The organism is Moraxella pluranimalium (assembly GCF_002014825.1).
Taxonomy (GTDB): Bacteria; Pseudomonadota; Gammaproteobacteria; order Pseudomonadales; family Moraxellaceae; genus Moraxella; species Moraxella pluranimalium.
On sequence record NZ_MUYU01000006.1, the window covers coordinates 66,697 to 84,567 of the forward strand.

Sequence of the window (17,871 nt, forward strand, 5' to 3'; positions counted from 1 at the left end):
AATCAATGCAAAAGCCCTGACGATACATCAGGGCTTTTGCTTATTATAGGCATTATGAATTGGATTAATTCACTTTGGTTAATTCCATCGAAATCACCTTGCCATCAGCGGTTTGGCTGACCTTGATAGGTAGGTAGTTGAGACTTGGGGCAAGCCAAAAGCTTGTCGCACGGTTGCGGTCATCATGGACACGGTCGATACGCACCACATCATAAGTCCCCGCAGGCACGGTGATTTTGGTGTTGCCGGCTTTTTTGAATTTGGTGGTCTCAATCTCGGTACGCTTGACCAAGGGGTATGAACCGCTGAATTTGCCATTAATCAGCTCTTGGCGGATTTGCGCTTCCATACTTAGGTCGTCATAGGCTTGGCGTGGCATGGCGATGGTGGTGGCGTTGCCTTTGTAGGTGCTGACCACCGTTTTTGAGCTATTATTAAAGCGGATATTGTGCGTATTGCCCACGCCAAGAATTTTGGCAGACATGGTAGCAGTGCTTGGTACGATGCGACCATTTGACAGGCTAAAATTCGCTTCTTGGTTTAGGCTAGCAATGCCAAGCGCACGACCATTGACGGTATATTTGTAGCTGTTGCCCGTCTTAATCAGTGTGCGTGTGGCAGTGCCTGTTTTGCCATCGGCACTGATTTTATAAGTTGCCGAAAATGCAGGCAAATCAGCCGCTTGTGCCACAATCGGCGTGACGGCAGTAGCAGTAAGTGCAGCTGTACCAAGTAGGGTTTTGAGTTTATTAATCATTATCGTACTCCAAAAATTTGCGGTATCAAACCATGTGTTTATAATGGACAAATTTTGTTACAAATTCAAGTGCGTATTGATAATAAATTGTCGTGTTTGTGTATGGTTAATTTGCAATTTCTATCAAAAGCATCAATTTGGTTAAGCACTGCAATGAGCACAAAGGACGGTTTGGCAGATGGGGCTTGATACATTTGCCGATAATTTTCATGAAATTTTTGGCAAATTGGCTTGAAAATTACCGAGATAAACACCACTTTATCAAGCAATTGCACTTAGATAGCAAGTTTTATAGCACATTTTTGAAATAATCATTCCAAGGAGTTCTTATGAAAATTCGTCCACTACACGACCGTATCGTTGTTCGTCGCACCGAAGAAGAGCAAAAAACCGCAGGTGGTATCCTACTACCAGGCTCTGCCCAAGAAAAACCACAACAAGGCGAAGTCATCGCTGTGGGTAATGGCCAAATCACCGATGCAGGCGTGCGTGCACTCGATGTCAAAGTTGGCGATACCGTACTATTTAGCCAATATGCAGGTCAGACGGTCAAGGTCGATGGCGAAGAGCTGCTTATCATGAAAGAAGCAGATGTATTGGGCGTGCTAGAAGCCTAATTATCGGTTTTTATAACTTTATAAATTATCTAAATTAAAATATCAATGGAGAAATCACCATGGCAAAAGATGTAAGCTTTGGCACAACTGCTCGTGAAAAAATGATTGACGGCGTGAATATTTTGGCAAATGCCGTCAAAGTCACGCTAGGCCCAAAAGGTCGCAATGTCGTGATTGACAAGTCATTTGGCGCACCAACCATCACCAAAGATGGCGTATCAGTTGCCAAAGAAATCGAGCTTGAAGATAAGTTTGAAAACATGGGCGCACAGCTGGTGCGTGAAGTGGCATCAAAAACCAATGATGTCGCAGGTGACGGTACAACGACTGCAACCGTACTTGCCCAAGCCATCCTAGTCGAAGGCATGAAAACTGTCGCTGCGGGCATGAACCCAATGGACCTAAAGCGTGGTATCGATAAAGCGGTGCGCGCTGCCGTCAGCGAAATCAAAAACCTATCAACCCCTGCCAACGACCACAAAGCCATCGCGCAAGTCGGCTCAATCTCAGCCAACTCAGACACCACCATCGGTGAGCTTATTAGCAAAGCGATGGAAACTGTCGGCAAAGAAGGCGTCATCACTGTAGAAGAAGGTTCAGGCTTTGAAGATGCGCTAGAAGTGGTCGAAGGTATGCAGTTTGACCGTGGCTATATCAGCCCATACTTTGCCAATAAGCAAGACAGCCTAACTTGCGAATTTGACAACCCGTTCATCCTATTGGTTGATAAAAAAATCAACAACATCCGTGAAATCGTGCCACTACTTGAAAAAGTAATGCAAACCAGCCGTCCACTACTAATCATCGCCGAAGATGTTGAAAATGAAGCATTGGCGACGCTGGTGGTGAACACCTTGCGTGGCGGTCTAAAAACTTGTGCGGTCAAAGCACCGGGCTTTGGCGATCGTCGTAAAGCTATGCTACAAGACATCGCAATCTTGACCGGTGGTGTGGTGATCTCAGAAGAAGTGGGCCTAAGCCTAGAAACTGCTGAAATCGCACATCTAGGTACTGCCAAGAAAATCACTGTCGGCAAAGAAAACACCGTCATCGTCGATGGCGCAGGCAACAAAGCTGACATCGAAGCTCGTGTTGAGTCTATCAAACGCCAAGCAGAAGAATCAACATCTGACTACGACCGTGAAAAACTACAAGAGCGTGTCGCCAAGCTATCAGGCGGTGTGGCAGTAATCAAAGTCGGCGCTGCCACCGAAACCGAAATGAAAGAGAAAAAAGACCGTGTCGATGATGCACTACACGCAACTCGTGCCGCTGTCGAAGAAGGCGTCGTGCCGGGTGGTGGTGTGGCACTGGTGCGTGCATTGGCAGCTCTGGCTGACCTAAAAGGCGATAACGACGACCAAAACGCAGGTATCAACATCCTACGCCGTGCGATGGAAGCGCCACTTCGCCAAATCGTCACCAACGCAGGCGAAGAAGCATCAGTCATCATCAACCAAGTCAAAAACGGCTCAGGTAACTACGGCTACAACGCAGCCACTGGCGAATATGGCGATATGCTAGAGATGGGTATTCTTGACCCAGCCAAAGTGACTCGCTCAGCGCTAGAGCACGCTGCATCTGTGGCAGGTTTGATGCTGACCACCGAAGTGATGATCACCGACCTACCAGCGAAAGATAATGGCTTGGCAGGTATGGGCGCAGCAGGTGGTATGGGTAGCATGGGCGGCATGATGTAATTTTACTCGCTTATTGTCGGTTATTGCTTTGTTGGACTCGCTCGATGTACTAAATGTACACCGTCGCTTGTCTGCCTAGCACTAACCTGACACTAAGCATCGTAAAATCCGCTTTTAAGCACTAAACCAAAATCCCCAAAATCTTGATGGTTTTGGGGATTTTTATTGGCATAATGGTTTGAGCTTGACAATCAAATTGGAGTAGGGGTAGAATCAAATTTATTATTTTACTTTTTATGGAGCTGAAGTGATGAAATCACTCTCTAAACTCGTTCTACCTGTTTTATTAGTGATGTTTATAGCACCGAATGTGGCAATGGCGAGTGGTAAAGTACCTTTTGTTGGCACACGTTATTTCAATATCAATGGTACAGCTTCTGGGTCATCTATTACCATTAAGAAAAATGGCAACGTTGTCATTGAGGACGCCCCTGGTTTCTATGGTGAAGTATATCATGGAAAATATTCAACTCTGATGCCTGCTTTTGAATCGGGTAGATATTTTACAATTAAGGGTAATAAAATCTATATCGTCGATAGCAAGGGTAAAATGTTTAATGACTGTACACCATGGCAAAGATCGGATAGTCGTTGTGTTGATAACTTGATTCGGTAAATAAGCAATCCCCAAAATCTTGATGGTTTTGGGGATTTTTATTGGCTAAATGATTGGGTAAAATTGCTTTCGTGATGCGTTTTGGTTATGATAAGTTTATTTTACTGATGATCAATTGGAGTATATCATGAAAAAATTTCTACTAGGACTGGCGATGGCATCAATGACGCTAAGCACGCCTGTATTTGCCGAGTATCAAGCCAATCAGTTGGTGGGTCAATGGTCGTGCAAGATTGATCATGCTGATGAGCTAATAACAGTCAAGGCGCGCGCCATGATGGATTTTCGAGCTGATGGCACAAAGCAGAACAATGAAGTGGGTCAGTTGTATCTATTTGGCATGGGTGGTGCTTATCATTCGATACTTGCAGAAACATGGCAAATCGAAGATGATTATCTTGTCACCGCAGTGACAGATATTATCAAGCTTGATGCCGCCGAAGAGCTAGAGCCATTTATGAATCGTGAAAGCATTGAAGCCGACCCAAACTTCCGCTTACAAATCACCGAGCTTGGCACACAGACGCTCAAATTGCTTGAACCTGAGTTTGAAATCCGCTATGACTGCACACGGCTATAAACTTAAGCCAAAATTAACGCAAATCCCATGCTTTAAAGATTTTGATGAGTGCAACAACTCAAGCTTGACAATTAAACTGGGGTGAGAGTAGAATCAAAAAAACAATGTTTTTGATCTTTACAAGGAACTGAAGTAATGAAACTATTTTCTAAACTTATTTTACCGGTTTTATTGACAATGCTTACAACACCAACTGTTGCATTGGCAAATAGTAAGTTGCCTTTTGTGGGCGACCGTCTATTTAATTTTACAGGAATTGGTGATGGGGTTGAGTCAATTACTATTAGTAAAAATGGCAATGTGACTATTCAGTCTTATGCAGCTGGCGTATCTTATCGTGGCAAGTATAAGACGCTAATGCCTAGTAATGGTGGACTGCATGGTCGTGGTGTATTTTATAAAATTAAAGGTAATAAAATCTATCTGACGAATAAATCTGGCAAAATTCTTAAAAATTGTGGCTGGATGGGAGTGGGGGATGGCAATGAAGCCTGTTGGACGACATTCTATTAAGTGTTGGGCGTAACTCAAAACTATCAATAAAAAGGCGAGGTATCATCTGATACTTCGCCTTTTTTTTATTTCATTGTCAGCACTTATTTAGCAGGCGGGATGACGACTTCTTGTGAAGTTTCATTCAGTGCTTTTACCGCTACTGCATCCGATGGTGCAGGCAGGGCTTGTGCGCCTTTTGGGGTATAAACCAAGCCTAGCGTACGGCTGGTGTCGGTGCGTACTTGGTCAAGCAAGGCAGCATCTTTTGACAAATCTTTGCCATACGATGGGATAATTTCTTGTAGCTTGGCTTGCCATTTGCCCTGCACTTCATTTGGGAATGATTTTTCGAGCAAGTTTAGCAAGATATGCGGTGAAGTCGATGCACCAGGTGATGCGCCAAGTAGAGCGGCGACTGTACCATCTTCTGAGCTAAAAATCTCTGTGCCAAATTGTAGCTTGGCAGGCTCATTTGGTAGCTGTTTGATGATTTGTACACGCTGACCACCTTGGAAAGCTTTCCAATCTTCAAGCTTGGCATTTGGATAGTATTTTTGTAGCTCTTTTAGGCGTTCTGCATCGCTAAGCATCACTTGACTGACCAGATATTTGACCAAATCGGTATTTTCTAGACCGATTTTTGCCATTGGCAGGGCGTTGTCTTTGGTGGTTGAGTTCAGCAAATCAAGCTGTGAACCATTTTTCAAGAACTTATTAGAATAAGTAGCAAATGGCCCAAACAGCACATATTTTTTGCCATCAATATAGCGTGTATCAATGTGTGGCACAGACATCGGCGGTGCACCAAGCTCAGCTTTGCCATAGACTTTGGCGGTGTGTGCTTTGACAATCTCAGGATTGTCTGTCATCAAAAATAGTCCGCCCACAGGGAAACCTGCATAATATTTGCTCTCTGGCAAATCGGTGTATTGTAGCAGTTTGATGGCAGCACCACCTGCACCGACGAACACAAAGCGGGTCTTGGTGTGGGTCATTTCACCGGTTTGTAGGTTTTTGACGCTCACTGTCCAAGTCTTATCAGCATTGCGACTGATACCGGTCACTTCGCTGTTGGTAGCCAGTTTGAAATTCGGACTTTTTTGTAAGCCATCAACCAGCTGTGTGGTGATAGCGCCATAGTTCACATCAGTGCCGATGTCCATACGAGTGGCGGCGACTTTTTGGGCGGCATCACGGCCTTGCATGACCAGCGGTGCCCAGTTTTCGATGGTGGCTTTGTCTTCGGTGTAGGTCATATCGCTAAATAGTGGTGATTTGACCATCGCTTGATAACGGCGTTGCAAAAAGTCCACTTGGTCGCCCCAGACAAAGGCGATGTGCGGGACAGGATTGATAAAGCTTGATGGTGTACCAAGTCTGCCTTGTTTGACTTGATATGCCCAAAACTGCTTGGCGACTTCGAACTGACTGGCGATTTTTTCGGCACGCTCGATATCGATGCTGCCGTCTTTTGCTTCTGCGGTGTAGTTCATTTCCATAAAGCCTGAATGACCTGTGCCGGCATTATGAAAGCCGTTTGAGCTTTCTTGAGCGACTTTATCAAGGCGTTCATACATACGGATTTGCCAATTTGGTTCAAGCTCGCTCAGATAGGTGCCTAGCGTGGCACTCATGATGCCACCACCGATAAGTACCGCATCGACGACTTGTTCGTCATTGGCGGTGTCCACAGGCTTGGTGGCGACATTGCGGAATAAGAAAATCAATAATGCAATCAACGCCAAAGCGATGACGGCAATCAAAAATCGCAAAAATTTTTTCATAAGAATAATTGGAATGTTTGTGACGCTTTGAGATTGTTATATAAATCTACAAGGCAAAAAATATGCACTTGCCATTGGCAAATGCATCCTAGACTAAGCATTATAAAGACTTTGACCAAAAAAGTCAGCAAAAGACACATTAGGTAACAATGCTTAACATTGTGACTAAAGGCTGTGATAAGAAAGGGTTAGTTGGTAGAATTTTTGGGTTTGATGGATGCTCTTGGGTGGGCATTGTCATAGACACGGCTAAGCGCACCAAAATCCACTTGGGTGTAGATTTGGGTGGTGCTGATATTTTGGTGGCCAAGCATATCTTGGATGGCTCGCAGATCACCGCTAGCAGATAGTAGATGCGATGCAAAGCAGTGACGCAACAGGTGCGGATGTAGGTTGAGATCAATGCCTGCCATCGTCGCACAGACCTTGAGCCGTAGCTGTACTGCTCGCACTGACAGCCGAGTGCCGTGCCGTTCGCTGATGAATAGTGCAGGCGAGTTTTGCTCTTGCCATAGATCTCGGTGGGGTAGATAGTCGATGATGGCTTGGCAGGCACGCTGACCGACAGGGACTTGACGAGCCTTGTTGCCTTTACCGATGACACGAACGACTCGCTCATGCAGATCGATATCGCCCACATCCAAGCCAACAAGCTCAGAGACACGCAGACCACTACTGTACATCAGCTCAAACATGGCTTTGTCACGCACCCACAGCCGAGCCTTGTTGCTCTCTTCTGGCATGGGCTGGTCAAGTAGCTGACGCATTAGATCTTCGTCGGCGACGGTGGGTAATTTTCGTGGCGCAGATTTTAGGCGATAGCCTGTGGTGGGATCGATGGTGGTGAGCTGTCTTTCGATCAAGTGCTGATAAAAGCGTCGCACCGCAGTCAAAGCAAGCTTGGCGCTGATGGGCTTGATGGCATCTTCTTCGAGCCGAGTACCAAAAAACCGTGTCAAATCCTGCCGAGTACAGCCAAAGATATCGCCATGAAGTTTTTTGTCTTGATCAACGAAGTTCAAAAACTGCACCAATGCCAGCTGATAAGTATCAATGGTGCGAGCTGAATAATTTTGGCGAGTTAATTCATCAAGCCAATCGGACAAATAACCCCAAGCTACAGAGTTTCCCGACGGGCTTACCGACAGGTCATCTGTTGATGGCTTGGGGCTGTGATTGAGTTGGGTTAGGATATTGGCAAGTCGCATTAATAGACATTATCCGCATCAGGATCAAGCTTAATCCCTGCTGATGCTGCCAGTCCATCTGGGCTAAACACCCCTTCATAGACAAAGGCTGTCGGGCCTGTCATCATCAGCGAGTAGCCATCTTGCCAACGGATTGCAAGACTGCCACCATACAGCTGTGCACGGATATCCACGCCTTCATCGAGCCAGCCTTCACGGATACCGGTTGCGACCGCAGCACACGCCCCTGTACCGCAGGCTTGGGTTTCGCCGACACCACGCTCAAAGACTCTTAGGCGGATATGACGCTGATTGACCACTTGCATAAAGCCGACATTGACACGCTCAGGGAAGGCTTCATGCGACTCAATCAGTGCACCAAGTCGCTCAACATCGGCAGACAGTACATCATCGACCTTGATGACGGCGTGCGGATTGCCCATATTTGCCACATACAGCTGTACAGGCGTGCCATCGACATCTAGGCGATAGGCGTTGCCGATTTTGGTGATGGCTTTTGGGGCAAAAGGAATTTCATCAGGCTCAAACTTTGGCTTACCCATATCTACCTGTACCCAGCCATAGCGGTCAGTGGTCAGCACGATGATACCGCTAGCAGTCTCGACACGCAGACGCTGTTTGAATGACAGCTTGCGTGCTTGTACAAAGGATGCAAAACAGCGTGCGCCATTGCCGCATTGTGAGACTTCTGAGCCATCAGCATTAAAAATACGGTACTTAAAATCCACATCAGGGCGACTTGGCGGCTCTACAATCAAGAGTTGATCAAAGCCAACACCAATACGGCGATCAGCAAGCAGTCGCACCAGCTCAGGCGTGAGAGTCATTCGTTGGGTAACTAAGTCAATGACCATAAAGTCATTGCCAAGTCCATGCATTTTGGTAAATTCGATCAGCATTGTTATGTCCTTCATTTTTTATATATTACCACCGTATCTTATCATGAATGGTTGGTGGTTGGCTAGGTTTATAAGGGTTAAAATCCTTGAAGAAAAGGGTGGGTTTGATTAAAAATATCAATGCTTGCGATTTGGCTGTCGCTACTTGATGACAGCCAATTGTTGTTTATGTGCCAAGGGTGCATGATCCCAGTGTTTGATAGCATGAGCTAGGATTTCGGATGGTGTCGCTGACAGCATCTCGGGCGTGGTGTCTTGACCCAGCAGGGTGAGTGCCTGATACAGTAGCTTGGCAGGCTGTGCGGTATCAATCGGCGTAGCAAGATTTTGCTTGGAGAGCTTTTGACCATCTTGATTGTACAATAGGGGTAGATGATAAAAATGGCTCGGCACAGGCAGGTGGCATAGCTTTAGAATATCAATCTGCGCTACCGTCATCGGCATGATATCAAGCCCACGCATGATGTGGGTGATGCCTTGTAGCCCATCATCGATGGCGCAGGCTAGGATGTAGTTAATCATCTGATTTTGGCGTTTGACCACGACATCGCCTAGACTTGTGGCAGGATTATCCCAAATCACCCCTTGCAGACCATCGACAAAGGCGGTCAGTACATCAGGCAGTTGTAGGCGAATCTTACTATCAGGATGTCGCCAATCGTGATGTTTGTGCAGGCATAGGCGTGGATAGACGATGGGTGTATTTAGACCGTGTGGTACAGGATGGGCAAGACGGTGAGCATCAAGCTGTTTGCGTGAGCAGTGGCAGGCATAGCTGACAGGGGATAATTGCTCGTGCAAAAATTCATCATAAATCGCCACACGCTTGGACTGATACACGGCTTCATCATCCCAATGTAGCCCAAGCGTATCCAAGTCATGCAAAATACTGTCGGCATATTCAGGTTTGCACCGCTCAAAATCGACATCTTCGATACGCAGTAGCCATTTACCACCCAAAGACTTGATATGACAAAAGCTCGCTACGGCTGTCGTGAGCGAGCCTAAGTGCAGATGATGTGTCGGTGATGGAGCAAATCGCCCAATCAAAGCAGCCGTCATCGTAGCGATGAGTTATTGACCGTGATTTTGCTTTTCTTTGATTTCAGACAAAGTCTTGCAATCAATGCACTGGGTGGCGGTTGGTCGTGCTTCTAGGCGACGCAGACCGATTTCGGTGCCACAGGTCTCACAGTAGCCATAATCGCCAGTTTCAATCTCTGCCAACGATTTTTCGATTTTGCGAATCAGCTTGCGTTCACGGTCACGAGTACGCAAAGCGAGTGCAAATTCTTCTTCTTGGGTAGCACGGTCATTGATGTCCGGCATGGTGTTGGTTTCTTCATGAATGTGTTGTTTGGTACGCTCGGCTTCGGACACCAATTCTTCACGCCAATTGGTCAAAATGGTGCGAAAGTGTGCCAATTGTGCATCAGACATATAGTCTTCGTCTTTGGCAGGTTGGTATGGTGCAAAAGTAGTTGCGTTGCTCATGCCCTGTGAGTCCTTATGGGTGAGTTGAGTTGAAAAAGTTTCGCTGATTCATGCAAAATTTGCATGATTTTATCAGTCGAATTGATAATCTTTCAAATAAAAATGCCCTAATTTAACAAAATATCGTCCAAATGCCAATACTTTTTTGTCAAATGGGGAAAATTGGTTGCCTATTTTGCACATTTTTTATGTAACTTGATAGGGTTGCTGTGTTGCTCAACTGTATCATGCGATAGCCAGCGGGGGCATCATCTAGGGTAAATTCATCACAAAATGGCGCAAACTGTCGGTCGGTCGATGGGCAGGTCAGTAGGCGTACAGGATGATGGGCAAAAGGGCGGATGTCATGCGCTTGGTGCACATGACCGCACAGCACCGTGTGTGCGTGGGGGTGCTTGAGTAGCACCTGCCAAAATTCTTCTTTATTATCAAGAATATACGCATCCATCCATGCCGAGCGCATCAGCACAGGATGATGGTGCAAGGCGATGAGTGTTGGGTGTGGATGATGGTATAGCTCGTTATCTAGCCAATCCAGCGATGCGTGTGGCAATGAGCCGTGTGTCTCGCCATTGACTGCGCTATTTAATAATAGCACTCGCCACAGGCAGTCACCGACACGGATATCCATGCTATGACAATCACACAGCCTATCATCGGGCGTGATGGGAATGTGCTGCCGCTCGGCAAAGGGCAATCCTGTGCCGATTTCATGCGTCACATCATGATTGCCAGCGATACAGACAAAGGGTAGGTGTGTGGCGTACAACTGCTCAAATAGCCAATCATACGCACTGCTATTGCCGTCATTGACCAAATCGCCCGTCAAGAGTAGCAAATCAGGCTTATCATCAATAGCAAGGCTTAATACTTGCAAAAATCGCTGATAGCTTGGCGCATGACCGATTTGCCCTGATAGGTGCAAATCAGAAATCTGAGCAATGCTAAAGCTTGGCTTGCTTGTCGTCAGATGGGTAGGTGGATAATTAAAATCGGTCATCGGCTTGGGCGGTTCGTCGTCGTGATACACTGTGTGATTAACTCATTGACATCAAGGTTAAAATCAAGGCTAAAATCAAGATGGCAGTGTAGCGTAATCAAGACAAGCGGTCAATCAGCCACGCTGAACCATGCGACCGCTAAGCTTGAGTACGGTAAACGATACAAAAAACCCAACAGCCAGCATCAGCACGATGGCAAGACCAGTTTGAATATCTAGCCAGATACTGCCCCACACGCCACCGGTGACGGCGATTTGGGCGAATATCATGGCAAATAGCACCATCATGGCAGGGGATTTGGCGTACAAACGAGCAATCAGCGCCGGCAAAATCAATAGACCGCTAATCAACAGACTGCCAACCGCTTGCAATGCCACCGCACAAAAGCCCGCCAATAGCCCCATAAAAAACAGATGCTGATGCGCAGGATTGATACCTTGGATTTGGGCAAGGGCTTCTGATGTGGCAAGCTTGACTTGCGCCTGCCAAATCGATGCCAAAATCACCAGACCAAGCACAATGAGTAGGGCAAGTCGTGGCAAGTCTGCCCAGTCCACATCAAGTAGGCTACCGAATAAGAAACCAAGCACATTTGCCTGTTGCTGAGTGAGCTGAGTTAGGGTCAATAGCCCAAGACACAGTAGCGTCGATGCTAGCACCGCAAGTGTGGCATCATTAGGCAGGCGAGTATCTTTGATAAATGTCAGGATAAGTATCACTACCACACTGATAACGCTGATACCGACATCAGCAGGCAGACTGAGCGCCGATGCCAATGCCACGCCAAGCAATGCCCCATGCGCCAAAGTATCCGAAAAAAACGCCATGCGACGCCACAGCACCAAACAGCCAAGCGGTGCAGACAGTAGAGCGATGAGCGTACCTGCAATCCAAGCAGGGGCAATGATGGGTAGCCAGTCAGTCATAAATCGTCAGTGCGTGTGATGGTGGTTATCATGGTCAAGATGATGCTCACAGTGCGTGTGTTGATGGATGTAGGGTGCTTGATAGCCGAATAATTGGACAAATTCAGGCGAGATGGCGATTTGGCTAGGCACGCCTTGACAGCAGATGTGTTTGTTCAGGCAAATCACACGCCGAGAGCCTTTCATCACCCAGTGCAAATCATGCGACACGACAAGCATTGCACACTGCAAAAAATCCGGCAAAGTATCCAAAAATTGATACAGCCAAGCTTCGCTTTCGGGGTCTAACCCCTGCATGGGTTCATCTAGGATAAGTAAATCAGGCTTATCAAGCAAAGCACGAGCCAATAGCACACGCTGAGTTTCACCGCCTGATAGGTGATGCATTTGCCGCTCAAGCAGTGGCTCGATGGACAGCTTATCATAGATATAGGCTTTTTGGTCGGCGTTTAGGCGTTTGCGATTGGCTTGAGCGAGCAAATCAACCGCCCGCAGTGGCAAAATTGTTGGCACGCTAAAGCGTTGCGGCACATAGCTGATGCGATTGGTTTGTTTATTGATACGCCCTATGGTGGGCTTAAGTAGCCCCAAGATAAGCTTGACAAGGGTAGATTTACCTGCGCCATTTGGGCCGATAAGACTAATCATCTCACCGGCTTTGATGTCAAATGTGATGTCATGCACCAAGTGGCTACCGTCAGCAGTACGATAGCCGACTTGGTCAATGCCAAGCACGACCGATGTGTTATTCGGCAGGTCGGCAGTCACGGCAGACGCCTTTTAGCTCGATGACACTGCGTTCGATGGTGAATTTGGCATCATCGGTGGCGAAGTTCATCATGGCATTGACAGGTAGGTTGCTACATTCTTCGACTTTTTCGCACACACGGCAAATCAAAAATGCCGCCGCATGATTTGAGCGTGGATGACAGCATGGCACATAGGCGTTCATTGAGCTTAGCTGATGAATCAAGCCTTCGTTCAACAAAAACTCAAGCGAGCGATAGACGGTCGGTGGTGCGATATTTTTGCTTTTGGTAGCGATAGATGCAGTTTTGCTATTTTGGCGACTAAGCTGCAAGGCACTGATTAGGTCGTATGCACCCATTGGCTTATCAGCGGCCAAAATCAGGGCGTAAACTTCTTCACGCAGTGGGGTAAATCGTACACCACGCTCTAAACAATAGTCTTTGGCGTCTTGCATACGCTTGGCAGGGTCATTATCATGACCATGATAGACGTCATGTTGGTGGTGATGTTGGCAAGAATGAGAAGATGAAACAGTGGCTTGCATAAAAAACCTTAAGGCGATGATACAACCTGTCGCCGACTTAACACAAAAAACAACGCCATAGAATAATCTTCCAAGGCGTCTTACTACTCGTTACATTATAAGCTACATAAAGCGCTTTGCAAATATCGGCACAATGAGTAAAATCAATAGTTTCGTTTAATAATTGTAAATCATTTGCTCAAAAATTAAGCAGTCATTAACAATTTGTATATAGAAATATTATAACATATAATTTTCATGCTTTGTAGCTCAAATTTTGAACAATTTTTAGTCTAAAATAAATTTGAAAAATGATATCATTTCAAAAAGAATATAAATTGAAAATTTTCCATACCGATATATGCAGATTGTGCATAGCAAAAAACGGCTATCTTTTAAGGTGGCATTAATGATAAAATTGGCAATGTGATGTTATTTAATTTACTTTGTTCGACTTAAAGGAGTGTCCTTGTGCGTCTGATTTCTACACTAAAATATACAATAATGACAGCGATATTGACCATGACAGCTTATGCCCAAGCAGGCACGGTGACGGTGAGTAATTATCCGTTGGCATTGCTGTCAAAAGCCGTCACACAGGGTAATCATGACGCACAAGTACTGCTCGGTGCGGGCGATGTGGGTCATCATGGCTCACTTGCACCAAGCAAAGTCAAGCTTGTCGAAGACAGTGATTTTGTGGTGTGGTTTGGGGCGGATTTGGAACAAAATTTGGTCAAGACGCTTGATAAAGCGCCAAATGCCATCTCGTTATTGCAGTTCAATGCTTTTACCCGCTATCCACAGCGTAACATCGACGGTACTGCCAAGCCGAATACGCTAGACCCGCATATTTGGCTAAACCCAACCAACGCCAAAGCCATCGTCATGGCACTAGCCGTCATTCATGGTCATGCCAATCCTGATGCCAAAGAAGAATACCAAAAAAATGCACAAGCATTTATTGAAGCGATGGATGAAGCCACGCCAAAAGTTGCTGGCTCGGCGCCGGCATCTTATTGGGCGTATCATGATGCTTATCAATATCTTGAGTCATCAGCAGGGCTGAAATTTGCCGGTGCACTCACACCTGACCACCACCTGAACCCAAAAGCCAGCCAGTTCAAGCTACTTAATAGCACACGACCAACGCCGCATATGTGCCTAGTATCACAAGGCCCTGTGTCAGATGGTATCAAAAATAAGCTTGGCAATGTGACTATAACCATCCAACAAGAAGATATGAGCGGTGGCGAAGCGGATTTTGTCGGGGCATGGCAGATGCTTGTGACAAGTATCCAGCAGTGTGTGAATGCAAAATAACACTTGCCCAAGCAAATGACGCTATTTATAATACAACGACTTGGTAAATTGCCAAGTCATTTTTTATTGGCCAATCCATCGGTTCTAAAGGCATTTATAATGACCCAACCCGCCAAGCGCAATCATCAGACACTTATCTATCAGCGTCAAAAACGCCAAAGTTATGCCGTACTTGGTGTGATTGTAATTGGTGTCATCACAAGTCTTGTGATGGGTGATGCTCAGTATGCCATCGCCAAAGGTATGGCGATGGGTAGTATCGTGGCTTACATCGCCCAAAGTGCTTTTACTTATATTGCATATCATACGACAGGTGCTCGGTATGCTCGGCAGATAATGCTTAATATGTATCTAGGACAGATGGCCAAATGGCTCATCACTTTAGTGGGACTCGCGTTTACCTTTATATATTTGCCGACGGCGAATGTGATTGCTGTTATTATTGGCTATTTGCTGATGATGATCGCACATAGCGTGACGATGTTTTTTACAAAAACCTGATTAAATTAAAGCCTAACAAGCCAAAATTGCATCAAAATGTTACCAAATCAGAAAAACCCAATAAAAAACATTGTTTTTATCAAAAAGCATCATAAATTTGCAAAATTTCAGTAATAAAAACCACATTAGCTCTTTACATATCGCCTACACTAAAGTAATATACTCATTTAGTTACAAATGCAATTTATTGTTTAGCTTCGCCGCAGTTTGGGCAAGTCTCTCATTAATCATCGTATCACACTAAGTCAGACACATCGCTTGGTGATTTATCTACGAGATGGGATTTCCAAAAAATAGTTTTTTTGGTGACAATGGATTGAATGTGTTGATATGGTAACTTCGTTTTTGATTTGGCGTATTTTCTCCAATCTTTCTTTTGTTTGAGTTAAAATAAGAAGCTTATTATGGCAGCCGAACAGACATCTTCACAATATATTGCTCACCATTTGACCAACTGGACATATGGCAATCACCCAGAGCACGGTTGGAAAGTTGCAGCAGATGCAAAAGAAGCCGCTGAGATGGGTTTTAGTGCCATTCATCTGGATTCTATGCTATGGTCAGTTGGCTTGGGTATCTTTTTTTGCGCACTGTTTTGGGCGGTAGGTCGCAAAGCGACTTCAGGCGTCCCAAGCAAGTTGCAAGCGTTTGTTGAGCTGATTGTAGATTTTGTGGACAATAGCGTCCGTGAATCATACAATGGGCCATCAAAGCTGATCGCACCATTGGCTCTTACGATTTTTGTGTGGATTTTCTTGATGAACTTGATGGACCTTGTGCCAATCGACTTCATTCCATCACTAGCACAACAAATCGGTGCGGCTATGGGTCATGATCCGCATCATGTTTACTTTAAGATTGTACCAACAACCGATCCAAACATCACTTTGGGTATGGCGATTGGCGTATTGTTTCTAATCATCGGTTTTGGTATCAAGTATAAAGGCATTGGCGGCTTTATTGCAGAATTTACTTTGCACCCATTTAGTGCAAAAAACCCAATTTTGCAAGCCGTACTAATCCCAGTAAACCTAGTACTAGAAATCGTTACTCTATTGGCAAAACCAATCTCATTGGGTCTGCGTCTATTCGGTAACATGTACGCAGGTGAGCTGATCTTTATCTTGATCGCATTGATGCCATTCTGGATTCAGTGGGCATTGAGTGTACCTTGGGCAATCTTCCATATTTTGGTTATTACTCTTCAGGCGTTCGTATTTATGATGTTGACGATTGTATATCTGTCGTTGATTTCAGCACAATCCGAACATTAATTTGAAAACTTTTTCACTAACCCTTTTATTTTAGGTCATTAAGGAGACATCATGGATCCAGTAATCGCACAGTACACACTACTTGCAGTAGCTCTACTAATCGGTCTAGGTGCACTAGCAACAGGTATCGGCTTCGCTATCCTAGGCGGTAAATTCCTAGAAAGCACCGCTCGTCAGCCTGAACTAGGTTCACAACTACAAACCAAAATGTTTATCGTAGCTGGTCTACTTGACGCCGTACCAATGATCGGTGTTGGTATCGCAATGCTACTATTGTTCGCCAACCCATTCGCATAAGCTGAAACCGTCAGTTTAACGACCACCTTTGTATTGATCACTCAAGCAAAGGTGGGTATCACCTGACTTTCACTAACAACGAGGTGATTGGATGATCAATTCTACCATTATCGGTCAGATGATTGCGTTTGCGATTTTTGTGCTATTTTGCATGAAATTCGTATGGCCGCCACTGATCGGCGCGATTAATGAGCGTCAAAGAAAAATCCAAGACGGCTTAACTGCCGCAGAAAAAGCGAAAGCAGACCTAGCTTCTGCTGATAAGCAAATCGAACAAGAATTTGCCGCAGCAAAAACCGAAGCAGCTTCTATCATTGAGCGTGCAAACAAAACCGCTAACCAAATGATCGAAGATGCAAAAGCTCAAGCACGCCTAGAAGGCGAGCGCATCATTGCACAAGCACACGCAACTATCGAGCAAGAAGTTGCTCAGTCTCGTGATCAGCTTCGTAAGCAAGTCGCTCAATTGGCTGTGTTAGGTGCAGAAAAGATTTTGCAAGACAAAGTCAATGAACAAGAACACGCCAGCATGCTTGACCAGTTGGCGGCTAAGCTGTAATTAGAGGATAACATGGCTGAACTATCTACCTTAGCAAGACCATATGCCAAAGCAGCATTTGACTACGCTAAAGAGCAAAATGCAATTAACAACTGGGAAACCTATTTGTCAGTTGCAAGCAGTATTGTGCGTAATGAAGACTTTGCTTCACTACTAAGCAATCCAGCCATTTCTGCAGATCAAAAGGCAGAGATTTTGATTGATGCCTGCAATAAACTATCAGCAGAAGAAGCTTCTCAAGCGTTGGGTAATTTTACCAAACAGCTAGCAGAGCATGACCGTTTGGCGCTATTGCCAGAAATTCATGCGCTTTACAGTAAGCTAAAATCACAAGAGCTAAAACAGGTTGACGCTTACGTTACTTCAGCCTATCCGCTAACAGAAGCCCAGCGTAAAAACCTGCAAGAACGTCTTGCTATCTCGACAGGCTCTATCGTTATCTTGCATGAAGAAGTCGATCCAGAGCTACTTGGTGGGGCGACGATTAAAGTGGGCGACAAGTTTACTGATGGCTCAGTGCGTGGCAAGTTAAAACAATTAAAGACTCAGCTAACTGCGTAAGCGGTC

21 protein-coding genes are annotated in these 17,871 nt (G+C 45.5%); 11 read left to right on the forward strand and 10 right to left on the reverse strand.

Features of this window, described 5'->3' with window-relative positions; translation table 11 throughout:
- Positions 1-64: 64 nt before the first annotated feature.
- Positions 65-757, reverse strand: coding sequence for a DUF3108 domain-containing protein (locus B0680_RS01540; RefSeq protein ID WP_078253298.1), 693 nt, complete (start codon positions 755-757; stop codon positions 65-67).
- A 329-nt stretch (positions 758-1,086) separates the two neighbouring features.
- Between B0680_RS01540 and B0680_RS01545 the strand changes: the two genes are divergently transcribed.
- The 5 genes from B0680_RS01545 (at position 1,087) to B0680_RS01565 (ending at position 4,783) form a co-directional block, all read left to right on the forward strand.
- Positions 1,087-1,374 (forward strand): co-chaperone GroES, encoded by a 288-nt coding sequence (locus tag B0680_RS01545; protein WP_078253299.1) that lies wholly within the window; start codon positions 1,087-1,089, stop codon positions 1,372-1,374.
- A gap of 59 nt (positions 1,375-1,433) precedes the next feature.
- Positions 1,434-3,074, forward strand: coding sequence for a chaperonin GroEL (gene groL, locus B0680_RS01550; RefSeq protein WP_078253300.1), 1,641 nt, complete (start codon positions 1,434-1,436; stop codon positions 3,072-3,074).
- A gap of 250 nt (positions 3,075-3,324) precedes the next feature.
- On the forward strand, positions 3,325-3,690 hold the full coding sequence (locus B0680_RS01555) for a hypothetical protein (RefSeq protein ID WP_078253301.1): 366 nt from the start codon (positions 3,325-3,327) through the stop codon (positions 3,688-3,690).
- A 127-nt stretch (positions 3,691-3,817) separates the two neighbouring features.
- Positions 3,818-4,270 carry a hypothetical protein gene (locus B0680_RS01560; RefSeq protein WP_078253302.1) on the forward strand — a complete coding sequence of 151 codons (453 nt, stop codon included), beginning with the start codon at positions 3,818-3,820 and terminating at the stop codon, positions 4,268-4,270.
- 135 nt (positions 4,271-4,405) lie between these two features.
- The gene (locus B0680_RS01565) at positions 4,406-4,783 is read left to right on the forward strand and encodes a hypothetical protein (RefSeq protein ID WP_078253303.1); all 378 of its coding nucleotides are present in this window, start codon (positions 4,406-4,408) and stop codon (positions 4,781-4,783) included.
- An 83-nt stretch (positions 4,784-4,866) separates the two neighbouring features.
- Here the strand turns inward: B0680_RS01565 and mqo are convergent, their stop codons facing one another.
- The 9 genes from mqo to B0680_RS01610 all read right to left on the reverse strand — a co-directional run bounded on the left by mqo (position 4,867) and on the right by B0680_RS01610 (position 13,371).
- Positions 4,867-6,549: a malate dehydrogenase (quinone) gene (mqo, locus tag B0680_RS01570; protein WP_078253304.1), complete on the reverse strand. Its 1,683-nt coding sequence runs from the start codon at positions 6,547-6,549 to the stop codon at positions 4,867-4,869.
- A gap of 188 nt (positions 6,550-6,737) precedes the next feature.
- Positions 6,738-7,757: a site-specific tyrosine recombinase/integron integrase gene (gene xerA / locus B0680_RS01575; RefSeq protein WP_078253305.1), complete on the reverse strand. Its 1,020-nt coding sequence runs from the start codon at positions 7,755-7,757 to the stop codon at positions 6,738-6,740.
- Positions 7,757-8,656, reverse strand: coding sequence for a diaminopimelate epimerase (gene dapF, locus B0680_RS01580; RefSeq protein ID WP_078253306.1), 900 nt, complete (start codon positions 8,654-8,656; stop codon positions 7,757-7,759). The genes xerA and dapF overlap by 1 nt, the downstream gene beginning before the upstream one ends.
- Before the next feature lie 141 nt (positions 8,657-8,797).
- Complete coding sequence (gene gluQRS / locus B0680_RS01585) at positions 8,798-9,718, reverse strand: tRNA glutamyl-Q(34) synthetase GluQRS (RefSeq protein ID WP_078253307.1); 921 nt, start codon at positions 9,716-9,718, stop codon at positions 8,798-8,800.
- A 12-nt stretch (positions 9,719-9,730) separates the two neighbouring features.
- Positions 9,731-10,150 (reverse strand): RNA polymerase-binding protein DksA, encoded by a 420-nt coding sequence (gene dksA / locus B0680_RS01590; protein ID WP_078253308.1) that lies wholly within the window; start codon positions 10,148-10,150, stop codon positions 9,731-9,733.
- 148 nt (positions 10,151-10,298) lie between these two features.
- Positions 10,299-11,150 (reverse strand): metallophosphoesterase, encoded by an 852-nt coding sequence (locus B0680_RS01595; protein ID WP_078253541.1) that lies wholly within the window; start codon positions 11,148-11,150, stop codon positions 10,299-10,301.
- 114 nt (positions 11,151-11,264) lie between these two features.
- Positions 11,265-12,077: a metal ABC transporter permease gene (locus B0680_RS01600; RefSeq protein ID WP_078253309.1), complete on the reverse strand. Its 813-nt coding sequence runs from the start codon at positions 12,075-12,077 to the stop codon at positions 11,265-11,267.
- A gap of 6 nt (positions 12,078-12,083) precedes the next feature.
- Positions 12,084-12,845, reverse strand: a complete 762-nt coding sequence (locus B0680_RS01605) for a metal ABC transporter ATP-binding protein (protein WP_078253310.1) — start codon at positions 12,843-12,845, stop codon at positions 12,084-12,086.
- A complete protein-coding gene (locus B0680_RS01610; RefSeq protein ID WP_078253311.1) occupies positions 12,823-13,371 on the reverse strand; it encodes a Fur family transcriptional regulator in 549 nt (182 codons plus the stop codon). The genes B0680_RS01605 and B0680_RS01610 overlap by 23 nt, the downstream gene beginning before the upstream one ends.
- Positions 13,372-13,872: 501 nt before the next feature.
- Between B0680_RS01610 and B0680_RS01615 the strand changes: the two genes are divergently transcribed.
- From B0680_RS01615 to B0680_RS01640, 6 genes are all read left to right on the forward strand, one after another.
- Positions 13,873-14,673 (forward strand): metal ABC transporter substrate-binding protein, encoded by an 801-nt coding sequence (locus B0680_RS01615; RefSeq protein ID WP_228143730.1) that lies wholly within the window; start codon positions 13,873-13,875, stop codon positions 14,671-14,673.
- Between the two features lie 99 nt (positions 14,674-14,772).
- Entirely contained in the window at positions 14,773-15,174 is a 402-nt protein-coding gene (locus tag B0680_RS01620; protein WP_158078286.1) for an ATP synthase subunit I, read from the forward strand.
- 404 nt (positions 15,175-15,578) lie between these two features.
- Entirely contained in the window at positions 15,579-16,448 is an 870-nt protein-coding gene (gene atpB / locus B0680_RS01625; RefSeq protein ID WP_078253313.1) for a F0F1 ATP synthase subunit A, read from the forward strand.
- Between the two features lie 51 nt (positions 16,449-16,499).
- Positions 16,500-16,745 (forward strand): F0F1 ATP synthase subunit C, encoded by a 246-nt coding sequence (gene atpE, locus B0680_RS01630; RefSeq protein WP_078253314.1) that lies wholly within the window; start codon positions 16,500-16,502, stop codon positions 16,743-16,745.
- A gap of 91 nt (positions 16,746-16,836) precedes the next feature.
- Positions 16,837-17,304, forward strand: a complete 468-nt coding sequence (locus B0680_RS01635; protein ID WP_078253315.1) for a F0F1 ATP synthase subunit B — start codon at positions 16,837-16,839, stop codon at positions 17,302-17,304.
- A gap of 12 nt (positions 17,305-17,316) precedes the next feature.
- On the forward strand, positions 17,317-17,865 hold the full coding sequence (locus tag B0680_RS01640) for a F0F1 ATP synthase subunit delta (protein WP_078253316.1): 549 nt from the start codon (positions 17,317-17,319) through the stop codon (positions 17,863-17,865).
- Positions 17,866-17,871: the final 6 nt, after the last annotated feature.

Bases quoted from the DNA above. Each gene is read 5' to 3' on its own strand.
- mqo (WP_078253304.1), bottom strand. From the start codon at position 6,549: ATGAAAAAATTTTTGCGATTTTTGATTGCCGTCATCGCTTTGGCGTTG.
- B0680_RS01640 (WP_078253316.1), top strand. From the start codon at position 17,317: ATGGCTGAACTATCTACCTTAGCAAGACCATATGCCAAAGCAGCATTT.
- B0680_RS01620 (WP_158078286.1), top strand. From the start codon at position 14,773: ATGACCCAACCCGCCAAGCGCAATCATCAGACACTTATCTATCAGCGT.
- atpB (WP_078253313.1), top strand. From the start codon at position 15,579: ATGGCAGCCGAACAGACATCTTCACAATATATTGCTCACCATTTGACC.
- dapF (WP_078253306.1), bottom strand. From the start codon at position 8,656: ATGCTGATCGAATTTACCAAAATGCATGGACTTGGCAATGACTTTATG.
- B0680_RS01635 (WP_078253315.1), top strand. From the start codon at position 16,837: ATGATCAATTCTACCATTATCGGTCAGATGATTGCGTTTGCGATTTTT.
- groL (WP_078253300.1), top strand. From the start codon at position 1,434: ATGGCAAAAGATGTAAGCTTTGGCACAACTGCTCGTGAAAAAATGATT.
- atpE (WP_078253314.1), top strand. From the start codon at position 16,500: ATGGATCCAGTAATCGCACAGTACACACTACTTGCAGTAGCTCTACTA.
- B0680_RS01555 (WP_078253301.1), top strand. From the start codon at position 3,325: ATGAAATCACTCTCTAAACTCGTTCTACCTGTTTTATTAGTGATGTTT.
- B0680_RS01545 (WP_078253299.1), top strand. From the start codon at position 1,087: ATGAAAATTCGTCCACTACACGACCGTATCGTTGTTCGTCGCACCGAA.
- B0680_RS01560 (WP_078253302.1), top strand. From the start codon at position 3,818: ATGAAAAAATTTCTACTAGGACTGGCGATGGCATCAATGACGCTAAGC.
- B0680_RS01600 (WP_078253309.1), bottom strand. From the start codon at position 12,077: ATGACTGACTGGCTACCCATCATTGCCCCTGCTTGGATTGCAGGTACG.
- B0680_RS01615 (WP_228143730.1), top strand. From the start codon at position 13,873: ATGACAGCTTATGCCCAAGCAGGCACGGTGACGGTGAGTAATTATCCG.
- B0680_RS01595 (WP_078253541.1), bottom strand. From the start codon at position 11,150: ATGACCGATTTTAATTATCCACCTACCCATCTGACGACAAGCAAGCCA.
- B0680_RS01540 (WP_078253298.1), bottom strand. From the start codon at position 757: ATGATTAATAAACTCAAAACCCTACTTGGTACAGCTGCACTTACTGCT.
- dksA (WP_078253308.1), bottom strand. From the start codon at position 10,150: ATGAGCAACGCAACTACTTTTGCACCATACCAACCTGCCAAAGACGAA.
- B0680_RS01565 (WP_078253303.1), top strand. From the start codon at position 4,406: ATGAAACTATTTTCTAAACTTATTTTACCGGTTTTATTGACAATGCTT.
- B0680_RS01610 (WP_078253311.1), bottom strand. From the start codon at position 13,371: ATGCAAGCCACTGTTTCATCTTCTCATTCTTGCCAACATCACCACCAA.
- gluQRS (WP_078253307.1), bottom strand. From the start codon at position 9,718: ATGACGGCTGCTTTGATTGGGCGATTTGCTCCATCACCGACACATCAT.
- xerA (WP_078253305.1), bottom strand. From the start codon at position 7,757: ATGCGACTTGCCAATATCCTAACCCAACTCAATCACAGCCCCAAGCCA.